The sequence below is a fragment of the Galbibacter marinus genome (assembly GCF_000300875.1).
Classification (GTDB): domain Bacteria; phylum Bacteroidota; class Bacteroidia; order Flavobacteriales; family Flavobacteriaceae; genus Galbibacter; species Galbibacter marinus.
The window spans coordinates 61,818-73,781 of sequence record NZ_AMSG01000014.1 but is presented as its reverse complement, the minus strand read 5'-3'; the positions used below and the strand labels follow the sequence as shown (position 1 = coordinate 73,781).

Here is an 11,964-nt window from a genome sequence, read left to right as displayed (position 1 = left end):
GGTTTGAATGTGCGTTTTGTTTTCTTGTCCATGGTATACGCATCACAAACCTTGGCAATAGATCGTATCAGCATTTGAGAAGAAAGCTTAAATGTGGCTCTGAGCGGATGATACACTTCGTGGTGCAATTTGACTTTATTGAAAATCTTTTCTTGCCATGCCACCTGGGAAATGGCACCACAAGCAGCATTAGCTTCCCTGATAGTTTGAAGGAGCAATGCGGCCTGCTCATCGGTAGGCAAAAGCTTGATTTTCAGAGTCATTTTCATAATGAAAAGATCATAAAAATTGCTATATGATTACATTTAAAAAAAATAAGTTATTAACAAAGGGGATCACTGCTTTCCTCCCATCCACTACAGATCAATGGGTTTCCGCAGTTTATTTATGAAGAATACACTTACCACAATGTTGCTTTGTTCTTTTTTCTTTGGATTCGCACAGAACAATTCGCAACTTTTCACGCATTACAAGGCCTTTTACGAGCAAATGAAGCACCAAGGTGATGTACAAGGGGTTATCAACGCGCTCACACATATGAACGTTTTGCAGCCCGATGAAACTAGAACAGATACTCTTGCTTTTTTCTATAGCAACTCAGGGCAGCACGTTCAGGCGATTAATTTGTTAGGTACAGAGAATGACCCTAAGGCTTCTGATTTAGCCGTAGAGATCAAAGCACGTTCACTTAAGGCGTTAAAGCAGCCACAATTAGCCGTTAATCAGTTTGACATCATGTTCGGGAGAAACCCAGATATATATGTAGCGTATGACATTGTAGATTTAAATTTACAGATCGGAAAGACTGCAGAGGCGGAAACGTATATAAAATATGGTTTGGAGAATGCAACCGAAAAGGATATGCTACCATTTTACCAATCAAATCCACCTTACCAAGTACCATTAAAGGCTGCTTTTACTTATCAAAAAGGTTTATTGGAATACAATAAGGACAAATCAAATATCGATCAGGCGATATCATATATTGACCAGGCCATTGAAATAGCTCCTAATTTTAAATTAGCGCTACAGATAAAAGACCTATTGCTAAATCAAAAAGCACAAGCTGAGGCGACCCCAGCCACCGAGAAAGAATAAGAATCCAAAGGTTTACCCATATAAAAAATAAAGGCACTCTAAACTAAAAATTTAGAATGCCTTTATTTTTTTTACGGTTTTTTAGTCTTTAACTAGTGATCACCAAATCTTAACGCGCTCCTCTGGAGTTAGATACATCTGATCACCTTCCTTAATATCAAAGGCTTGGTAAAACACCTCCATGTTAATTAACGGCTGAGTTGCACGATACATCCCAGGGGAATGTGGATCTGTTTTTATTCTAGTTTTAAGTGCCTCATCTCTCATCTTAGTTCTCCACACGGTAGCCCAAGACATAAAGAATCGTTGCTCTGGGGTAAATCCATCGATCAAACCAGGTGACCCGTGCTCTTTAAGATGTAATTGTAACCCATCATAAGCTGCATTCACCCCACCTAGGTCACCAATGTTTTCTCCTAAGGTAAATTTTCCGTTGATAAATACCTCTGGAAGCACTTCGATACGACTATATTGAGCAGCCAATGAATCACCCAAAGCATTGAACTGGGTTAAATCCTTATCGGTCCACCAATTCTCAAGATTACCATTAGCATCATAATCAGCACCACTATCATCAAAACTATGTGATATTTCGTGTCCAATTACCGCTCCAATTCCACCGTAATTTACAGCAGCATCTGCTTTAAAATTAAAGAATGGTGGTTGAAGAATGGCCGCTGGGAAAACTATTTCGTTATACGAAGGATTGAAATATGCATTTACCGTTTGAGGTGACATAAACCATTCGGATTTATCAACTGGTTTACCTAACTTATTAATAGTACGGTCAAAGTACCATTTACCAATGTTAAGGCTGTTCTGGAAGTAAGATCCACCCTTATCAGCAACTTCAATTTCTATAGAAGAATAATCCTTCCAAACGTCAGGGTAACCTACCTTAACGGTTGTTTTTTCGATTTTTTCAATCGCTTTTTTCTTAGTCTCAGGATCCATCCATGTCAAAGCGTTGATTCTAGCTTTAAAGGCTTCAAAAACGTTTGCTACCATTTCTTGGGCAACTTCTTTTGCCTCAGCTGGAAATTTCTCCTCAACATAAAGTTTACCTAATGCCTCACCTATCATTCGATTTACAGTCTGAAGCGCTCTTTTTTCAAGTGGTTCCTGTTTTTGTGCACCTCTTAATTCTTTGCTGTAAAATTCCCAATTGGCACGCTCCATATCCATAGTCAAAGTACTTGCAGCATCATTGACCAATGACCATCTAAGGTAATTTTTCAAGGTTTCTATTTCTGAATCTTGGAAAACCTCTTGTAATGATGCAATATAGTCTACTTGACTGATATCGATAGTGTCTACCCCTGAGGCGCCAATACCTTTAAGATATTCTGTCCAGTCAAATGCTGGAACCATTTTCTCCAATGCTGATATGGCAGTCGGATTATAGGTAGTCTGTGGATCCCTTCTTTGAACTTTATCGAGCATTGGCTCGGCTAGTTTAGTTTCAAAAGTGAGAATTTCAGATGCTTGTGTAGATGCTTGTTCCTGATCCATACCGATAAACTGAAGCATCTTAGTTACATGAGCGAGGTATTTCTCTCTAATTTCTTCGCTTTCTTGGTCTTTATCAGTATAATAATCACGATCAGGTAATCCTAGGGTACCAGCTCCAAGATAAGCCGAGTTTTTATTACTGTCTTTAGCATCTGATCCGACGCCAAATCTGAAAAAATTTGCTCCTGTTACGGGAGTCATTTCAATAAGGTACTTTTGCAGATCCTCTTTGTTTTCAATAGTTTCTATTTTATCCAAATAGGGTTGTAGTGGTTCTACCCCTTGCTCATTTCTAGAGGTGGTATCCATAATAGATTGGAATAGACGCACAGCTTTTGCTTGGTCCGAGTTCACATCCAAATTTGGATTCTTTTCAGCTGCATATAAAACGGCCAATGCATCATCATCAGTTTGAACACGTAGTTCATTAAAACTTCCCCATACAGTTTTATCATCAGGGATTGTAGTTTCATCGAGCCATGCCCCATTGACATACCGGAAAAAATCAGTTTTAGGGCTCGTGGTAGTATCCATATAAGATAAATTAATCCCAGGAACAGTTTCCACCGTAGCCACTTCCTTTTTGTTCTCCGTCTTACAAGCAGTCAATAATACAATTGAACTTAACCCGTAAAACAAAGGTTTTTGGAAATTGAAATTCATATTAGAATCGTTTTGTTAAATATTGGTGCAATTTAGCATAAATTGTTATTCTTCAGAATCTTTCATTTTTAAATTAACAATTTATTAAGGATTTAAGCATTAACTAGCCTAATCCCTAGCAGATCCCCAAAATTTACTACAGAATCCCAAACAAATTGCAAAATTTCATTACCGGAATCACCCAAGAGACAAAGCATTTTTGTTTTCCGAAAAAGCTGTTAGCGGGTTTTTTAATTTTAAAAAATCAAAACCATTCCAAAGAAAATGATCTTGAATTGGCTCTGAGCTAAGTAGTATATGCTGCAAAATAAGTGCTACTGATCAAAAATACCTTGGCATTTGGAATTGGACTCCTTATCTTTGGTCAGTAGGTAAACAGATTTGCATTGAAAAGAATCCAACACATCTTAATTGCTTTAGGGCTACTGCTTTTAGTAGGTTGTGGTAACAATAATAACAGTTCACAAGACCAAGAGGCTGCGATAGACTCCACTACTGTACACTACAGAGCTCTACCACCCATTGCCTCTATTAGTGAAGAGAAAATGAGCACTATTGGTCAGTGGGAGAAATTCAGGGAACTCAGCATTCTTATGGAGCGTTTCCAAAGACAAGATCACGGTGACTTAACTTACTTTGCAGAAGAATTTAATAGACTTAACAGCGAACTAGCTAAGGATTCTTTAATGCCTGAGAAATTCGATAATCCAGCGGTAAAAAGCAGGATATTGGTTCTTAACACCTATACCAGACAGCTTAAGAATCGCCTAGATGAAAACTCAGTACTCGACTCTATAAATATATCTAGAACACGGATTTTAAATGCTTATAACGCCCTTCGCTTGCAACTAGCAGAACATCTGAAGAGCAAATTATTTGAAGAATTTCTTAAAGAGCAAGATCTCAAAAAGAAAGAGTCCGAAAAATCGGAATAATCATTTTCTACTTCAAATTGATAAATCGATCAATCCTTCTTTTGTTTTGCTGCTGTAACAAAGCAGGATACAAATTAAGTACAATATTAACAAGCATTAGCACGACTCCAAATTGCCAACTATACACCAAACCTACCACCACTGCCGCAATACAAACCAACACAAAAGCAATTAGGTGACTTATTTCGGCACTGATCATTTCAAGACGTAAGTTTCCAAATCCTTTAGCTCTATCCTTCTTTTAAGTCGAAGATTCAATTTGAGATTAAAAAATTTGAAAAAAGTGTTTCTGACAATCCATTTAAAGACATCTAAACCGATAAAGGTATTTAAAGGTTTACTAGGTAGAAAATTAAGATTTTCTAATGAGTGTTTATGAAAATCTGTATACCTAATTGGGGCATAAAAAAGCATGCCTATAATCCACGAACTAAAGGTAATAGAAATACTGTAAAGAAAATAGTTTAGCATGGTTGGTAAGTTTTGCGTTCGATAAACTTCTCAAAGTTTTGTGCAAAACAGCTGAAGTTTAGACAACAAAATACAAAAAATTCTATCAAGAGAGAGATTTAGAAAACACCAAAGGATATACCGTAAGCAGTAATAAGAATTTAATGAGCCCATAGCCATTGTCAGACGCCCTCTAATAGCACATAAACACAATGAAAAGGAAAAGTATAAAATTGCTTATCTTTTTAATATAACCTCTTACATGAAAGCAAAAAGAAAAATATGAAATATTATAAACTAACAAAGCCATCCGAAGATGGCTTTGTTAGTTTATATAGTTATACTTAGTATATTCTAGTGGTTTAATTCCTCCTCATTTTCTTGTAGAGGAATATGTTGTGGAACAAAGTCCTGTCCTGGTATTACGTATTCTCCATCCTCGTTTACCTTACTATAATCATAAGGCCATCTGTGAACTTCAGGAATAGCACCTGGCCAGTTTCCGTGGATAGCCTCCACAGGAGTTGTCCATTCTAAGGTAGTTGAATTCCAAGGGTTTTGTGTAGCTTTCTTACCGTAGAAAATACTATGGAAGAAATTGTACAAGAATACCACCTGAACAAGAGCGGCGATAATAGCAAACACAGTCATCACAATTTGAATATCAGTTAAGTCATCAAACATAGGGAAAGCTGTATTGGTATAATACCTTCTTGGTACACCGGCTAACCCGACAAAGTGCATCGGGAAGAATACACCATAAGAACAGATCGCGGTAATCCAGAAGTGGATATAACCTAAATTCTTATTCATCATTCTACCAAACATCTTAGGATACCAGTGATAGATACCAGCTAACATACCATAAACTGCAGATATACCCATTACAAGGTGGAAGTGAGCAATTACGAAGTAAGTATCGTGAACGTTAATATCCAAAGCACTATCTCCTACGATAATCCCTGTAAGTCCACCAGTGATGAATGTTGAAACGAATCCAATTGACCATAACATGGCCGTATTCATTTGAAGGTTACCCTTCCATATAGTGGTAATCCAGTTAAATGCTTTTACAGCAGAAGGAATTGCAATCAAAAGAGTTGTAAAGGTAAATACCGATCCTAAGAATGGGTTCATTCCAGATACGAACATGTGGTGTCCCCAAACAATCGTTGATAAAAATCCAATTGCTAGGATTGATGCAACCATCGCTCTATATCCGAAAATCGGTTTTCTAGAGTTGGTTGACATAATCTCTGATACGATACCCATCGCTGGAAGAATTACAATATAAACCTCTGGGTGACCTAAGAACCAGAATAAGTGTTCAAATAGTACTGGAGATCCACCTTGATAATGTAGAACTTCACCTTGGATAAATATGTCTGATAAAAAGAATGATGTTCCAAAACTACGGTCCATGATTAACAACAACGCCGCTGACAATAAAACTGGGAAAGAAACAACACCAATAATAGCAGTAACGAAAAACGCCCATATGGTCAAAGGTAATCTTGTCATAGACATTCCTTTAGTACGCAAGTTTAATATCGTTACGATGTAGTTCAAAGATCCAAGTAAAGAAGAAGCAATAAAGATCCCCATTGAAATCAACCACATTGTCATACCAGTTCCCGAACCTCCTTGAGCTTGTGGTAAGGCACTAAGTGGAGGATAAATCGTCCAACCAGCCGCTGCAGGTCCTGCTTCAACAAAAAGAGAAAGAAGCATAATAACAGCAGATATGAAGAACAACCAGTACGATAACATATTCATAAAACCAGAGGCCATATCACGAGCACCGATTTGAAGTGGAATAAGTAAGTTACTAAATGTACCACTTAAACCTTGGGTAAGTACAAAGAATACCATGATGGTTCCGTGAATGGTTACAAGTGCCAAGTAAATATTAGGATCCATAACACCTTCAGGTGCCCATCTACCTAATAAAACTTCAAAAATTTTAAATGACTCTCCGGGCCATGCAATCTGCATTCTAAAAAGAATCGACATTACAATCCCGATAATCCCCATAAACAACATAGTAATCAAATACTGCTTAGAGATCATCTTATGATCCATGCTAAAGATATACTTTGATATAAAGCTTTGTTTATGATGACCATGATCATGTGCGTGATCTTCCATATGCGCTTGTGATGTTGCTGACATAATCTTTCTCCTTTAAAACTATTTTATATATATTATTATTACCAATTACTGGGCAGCTGCCATTTGTTGTTTAAATGTGGCCTGTTCTTTTATCCAAGCGTCAAACTCTTCTTGTGTCTCAACTATAATCTTCATCTGCATGTTATAGTGAGAAGATCCACAAATTTTATTACATAAAATAACATAGTCAAACTCCCATGGATCTACATTATCAGTTTCACCATCTGCTTTTTTATCGGCTCTAATTTGATTAATATGTTGAACCTTTTCAACCATATCAGGATCTAGCCTCATTTCTTCAGTAGTCACTGTTGGTGTAAATGCAAACTGTGTAATCATACCTGGAACAACGTTCATCTGTGCTCTAAAGTGCGGCATATAAGCCGAGTGAAGCACGTCCTGAGAACGCATTTTGAAAATAACTTTACGTCCAACAGGTAGGTGAATTTCAGTTTGTGAAACGATGTCGTCATCAGCATAAGGATCTGATTCATCCACCCCTAACATATTGTTTTTGTCAATATCAATTAGTCGAACATTGGCGCTTCCTAAAACATTATCATTTCCAGCATATCTAGCTTTCCAGTTAAACTGCTGAGCATAAAGTTCAATGATAATTGGATCTCCTTCTTCTTCATCTACGTTCATTACAGAGGTCCATGTGAACAATCCGTAAAGAATTAAACCAGCCAAAGTAATTACTGGAATAATAGTCCAGATAAATTCTAGACGATCATTATCGGCATAAAAAAGTGCTTTCTTTCCTTTCTCTCCCCGGTACTTATAGGCAAAATAGTGCAGTAAAGCCTGCGTGATAATTTGCACAGTAAAGATCAGTACCATGGAAATAAACATCAAGTTATCGATCTGTTCACCATGTTCAGATGCTGGAGTTCCAAGTAATACACCTCCCCATTCCCAGAAACAAAATATGGTAAGTAGGTAGATGAAAACTAGAAAAGCAAACATTAAATACCCATTAACCTTGTTATCCTTATCAGTAGCTATTTGTGAATCATCAGCGTTAAACTGAGACAATTCAAAAATCTTTGTCATCTGCCAAATTGCAATGGCAACAAGTAGAAGAACAATTATTATTAATACAGCAGTCATCGTATATATCCTGTTTACTATTTATTATTCAATTAATAATGAAAGTGTTTACTTTCTTCAATAAGTGGGTTTCTTTTTTCAAGTAATGATGGCATCTTCGCAATAGCATTAAAGGTCACAAATATGAATAATCCTAAGAAGAACAATACACTTGAAATCTCTGGAATACCGAAGCTCCATAATTCACCAACGGTAGAAGGCATTACCCACTGGAATACATCCATATAATGTCCAATAAGAACAACTACACCAGTCATTATTATAAACCAACCTCTACGTTTGAAATCAGTATTCATCAGCATTAAGAACGGGAATACAAAGTTAAGCACTAGCATTCCAAAAAACACAATACCATAATGCTCTACTCTTGTCATAAAGTATGCTGATTCCTCAGGAATGTTTGCATACCATATTAGCATAAACTGCCCAAACCATAGGTAAGACCAGAAAATACTCAATCCAAATATATATTTACCTAAATCATGAAGGTGACTATCGTTAACAAAGTCAACTAATCCTTTTGATTTCAGATACACAAGCACCATTGCAATTACAGTAACACCAGATACAAACATACTGGCAAAGATATACCAAGCAAACAATGTACTATACCAGTGTGGCTCTAGACCCATAAACCAATCCCAAGCCATCACAGACTCTGTTACAAAGAAGAATAACAAAAAGAAGACTGATGATTTGAAAATCTTTTTATAAGGCGTGTAATCTTCAGCTTCGTCTTGTAATCTAGACTGTTTAACAACATAGTATCTATAGAAACACCATCCTCCTAAGAAAAGTAATGATCTAATTAGAAAGAAAGGAATATTTAGGTAGCCTGATTTTAGTTGTAATATCTTATCTGCGGCCATGATATCTGAATCCATCCAAATATACATATGGTTCATGTGGAACCCAGCAGTCAAAACGTAAAACACATAAAGGATGATAGCTCCTGGAACTAGATAGGCTGTAACACCTTCCATAATTCGGAACAACACAGGTGACCATCCTGCTTGTGCTACATGTTGCACGGCATAGAATACTAAAGCTCCTACGGACAACATAAAGAAAAAGAAGGCAGCGATTAAGAACGCAGACCATGGTCTATTTTGTAATTTACTTAGTGTATGAGCATCGTGAGCTGCGTGATCATCTGCATGCGCATCAGTTTGTGCTGTAGTATTTTCGTGATGAGCGGCGGAATCGTGCGCTTGTTCATGCCCACCTGCGTGATGTGCTTGCGTGGATGCCACAATGGCTTTGGCTTCTTCAATAGTCGAAGGAGCGCTTAAAAAACCATACCCTATCCCAAGAACACCAACTATCATTAAAATGAAAGATGTTATTCTTAATCTATTTGAAAACGTATACATATCCTTGAATCTTCTTTTTGATAGTTGATTTTAGTTATTTACTTTCTAAATCCTGCTTTAAGGTCAACACATACTCGGTTACCTTCCAACGTTCTTCCTCATTAACTTGGTTTGCGTATGAACCCATTGCGTTCAATCCATAGCGAATTACGTGATAGATACTTCCTGCAGTAATAGCACGACCTGCATCATCATAACTAGGAATACCCAATAACTTTTCACGTTCCACTAGAATACCTTGTCCGTCACCTTTATCTCCATGGCAAACCGCACAATAAATACCGTACAACTGCTTACCTTCGTTCAAATACTCATCGGTAATTTCTTCCGCTGGAGTAGGATTCGTTAAATTTTCTTTAGCCGCTGCATAACCTTCTAGGGTGTTTGGGTACTCATAAGGAATATGTCCACGAGCAACTGTTCCCTCGACAGGTAACTGTGCTGAAATACCATTTCTAAATGCACTTGACTCCTGATAAGTTTCATAACTTATAGGTTCGTACATATCTGGCATAAATTGATAATTTGGACTCCTTTTATCATGGCATGAGGCAACTATTGCTGCAACTCCAAGTACCATCCCTATTTTTCCAAAAACTTTCATTTCGTATGATTAATGCTTTTCTGAAACTTTAACCTCTACTGCTCCAGTATCAACTAGAAGCTTGGTTAGTTCCTCTTCATTATTATTTAAAACTATTTCCATCAAAAAATGGTCATCCGTAGTTCGAATATCAGGATTCTCAGCCTCTTTAAATGGCCATAATTTACTTCTCATATAAAAGGTAATAACCATTAAGTGAGCTGCAAAAAATACCGTCATCTCAAACATAATTGGAATGAAAGCCGGTGAGTTTTCTATAAAAGAAAAACTAGGTTTTCCACCAATGTTTTGAGGCCAATCTTCAATCATGATAAAATTCATCATGGCAATTGCTACTGCCAATCCAACACAACCATACAAAAAAGAACAAATTGCCAATCTTGTAGGTGCTAGACCCATTGCTTTATCCAACCCGTGAACTGGAAAAGGGGTATAAACTTCGTCAATATGATGATGCGCATCTCTAACACGCTTTACAGCAGACATTAAAATGTCGTCATCATTGTATAGTGCCTGTATAACTTTTGAAGCCATCGATTTACGTTATTTTATTTAGTCGCTTGATCTGAGCTGTTAGTATTTGTACCTGAATAATTGGAGGTACGCGGATCAGCAGCAGCTCCAGCAATTGATTTACCTTCCACGTCACGCATACGTTTGTAGCGTTCACCTGAAGATTTTAATATTGTTTTAATTTCAGCCTGCGCAATCACAGGGAATGTTCTAGCATATAGTAGGAACAATACAAAGAAAAATCCGATAGTTCCTAAATAGATACCTACATCAACAAAGGTTGGTGAGAACATAGACCAAGACGAAGGAAGGTGACCTTTACTTAAGTTGATTACAATAATATCAAAACGCTCAAACCACATTCCGATGTTAATGATAATCGACACGATAAATGACCAGGTGAAATTCCTTCTTAATTTTTTAACCCACAGGGTTTGTGGCACGATAAAGTTACAGATGATCAATGCCCAAAATGCCCACCAATAAGGCCCTGTAGCCGCTCCAATGGAGAGGTATGTGTAATCTTCATAATTTGTACCTGAGTACCAAGCGATGAAGAACTCTGTTATATATGCAACACTTACAACACCACCAGTAAGAAGAATAACCTTATTCATATACTCGATGTGTACTCTAGTGATATAAGCTTCTAGATTTGAAACTTTACGCATGATAATCAGCAGTGTCAATACCATGGCAAAACCAGAGAAAATCGCTCCTGCAACGAAATAAGGAGGATAAATGGTACTGTGCCATCCTGCAACTACTGATGTAGCAAAGTCAAACGATACAATGGTGTGTACTGAAAGTACCAACGGAGTAGCTAATCCAGCTAATACCAAGGATACTTCTTCAAAACGTTGCCAATCTTTAGCACGTCCAGTCCAACCAAAACTTAGCAGGCTGTATATTTTCTTTTGGAACGGCTTCACTGCTCTATCGCGCAACATAGCAAAGTCAGGCAGTAATCCAGTCCACCAGAATACTAAAGAAACAGACAGATACGTAGATATCGCAAATACGTCCCATAACAACGGAGAGTTAAAGTTTACCCATAATGAACCGAACTGGTTTGGAATTGGTAGAACCCAATATGCCAACCATGGACGACCCATGTGAATAATTGGAAATAACCCCGCTTGAACAACCGAAAATATGGTCATCGCCTCAGCAGAACGGTTAACTGCCATTCTCCATTTCTGACGGAATAATAAAAGTACAGCTGAGATCAGTGTACCGGCGTGACCGATACCTACCCACCAAACAAAGTTGGTAATATCCCAGGCCCATCCAATAGTTTTATTTAAACCCCATACTCCGATACCGGTTGAAACGGTATAAATAATACAACCAATTCCCCAAAGAAAGGCAACTAAGGCAATTGAAAAAGCAATCCACCATAATTTATTTGCTCTTCCCTCTACTGGGGCGGCTATGTCTACAGTAACATCGTGGTAAGATTTCTCTCCAGTTACTAAGGGTTCACGTATAGGTGCTTCGTAATGCGACGCCATAATACTTTATATAATTA

At 37.5% G+C, this 11,964-nt stretch carries 11 protein-coding genes; 2 read left to right on the top strand and 9 right to left on the bottom strand.

What is annotated here, in order from left to right:
* Positions 1-269: transposase (locus I215_RS10580; protein WP_008991954.1), on the bottom strand; the 269-nt coding region annotated here is incomplete at its 3' end.
* Between the two features lie 118 nt (positions 270-387).
* On the opposite strand from I215_RS10580, the gene I215_RS10575 reads away from it, so the two are divergent.
* A complete protein-coding gene (locus I215_RS10575; RefSeq protein WP_040460238.1) occupies positions 388-1,098 on the top strand; it encodes a hypothetical protein in 711 nt (236 codons plus the stop codon).
* Positions 1,099-1,197: 99 nt separating this feature from the next.
* Here I215_RS10575 and I215_RS10570 read toward each other — a convergent pair whose 3' ends face one another.
* The gene (locus I215_RS10570) at positions 1,198-3,273 is read right to left on the bottom strand and encodes a M13 family metallopeptidase (RefSeq protein WP_008991952.1); all 2,076 of its coding nucleotides are present in this window, start codon (positions 3,271-3,273) and stop codon (positions 1,198-1,200) included.
* A 386-nt stretch (positions 3,274-3,659) separates the two neighbouring features.
* Here I215_RS10570 and I215_RS10565 point away from each other — a divergent pair, with 386 nt between their 5' ends.
* Positions 3,660-4,208 (top strand): hypothetical protein, encoded by a 549-nt coding sequence (locus tag I215_RS10565; protein ID WP_008991951.1) that lies wholly within the window; start codon positions 3,660-3,662, stop codon positions 4,206-4,208.
* Between the two features lie 7 nt (positions 4,209-4,215).
* On the opposite strand, the gene I215_RS16665 is transcribed toward I215_RS10565, so the two are convergent.
* The 7 genes from I215_RS16665 to nrfD form a co-directional block, all read right to left on the bottom strand.
* Positions 4,216-4,407 carry a glycosyl-4,4'-diaponeurosporenoate acyltransferase CrtO family protein gene (locus I215_RS16665; RefSeq protein ID WP_394330797.1) on the bottom strand — a complete coding sequence of 64 codons (192 nt, stop codon included), beginning with the start codon at positions 4,405-4,407 and terminating at the stop codon, positions 4,216-4,218.
* Positions 4,408-5,012: 605 nt separating this feature from the next.
* Positions 5,013-6,830: a cytochrome c oxidase subunit I gene (locus I215_RS10555; RefSeq protein WP_008991950.1), complete on the bottom strand. Its 1,818-nt coding sequence runs from the start codon at positions 6,828-6,830 to the stop codon at positions 5,013-5,015.
* Positions 6,831-6,875: 45 nt separating this feature from the next.
* Positions 6,876-7,943, bottom strand: a complete 1,068-nt coding sequence (locus I215_RS10550) for a cytochrome c oxidase subunit II (protein WP_008991949.1) — start codon at positions 7,941-7,943, stop codon at positions 6,876-6,878.
* A gap of 32 nt (positions 7,944-7,975) precedes the next feature.
* A complete protein-coding gene (locus I215_RS10545; protein WP_008991948.1) occupies positions 7,976-9,316 on the bottom strand; it encodes a hypothetical protein in 1,341 nt (446 codons plus the stop codon).
* 34 nt (positions 9,317-9,350) lie between these two features.
* Positions 9,351-9,920: a c-type cytochrome gene (locus I215_RS10540; RefSeq protein WP_008991947.1), complete on the bottom strand. Its 570-nt coding sequence runs from the start codon at positions 9,918-9,920 to the stop codon at positions 9,351-9,353.
* 9 nt (positions 9,921-9,929) lie between these two features.
* Complete coding sequence (locus I215_RS10535; protein ID WP_008991946.1) at positions 9,930-10,454, bottom strand: DUF3341 domain-containing protein; 525 nt, start codon at positions 10,452-10,454, stop codon at positions 9,930-9,932.
* 14 nt (positions 10,455-10,468) lie between these two features.
* Complete coding sequence (gene nrfD / locus I215_RS10530; protein WP_008991945.1) at positions 10,469-11,947, bottom strand: NrfD/PsrC family molybdoenzyme membrane anchor subunit; 1,479 nt, start codon at positions 11,945-11,947, stop codon at positions 10,469-10,471.
* Positions 11,948-11,964: the final 17 nt, after the last annotated feature.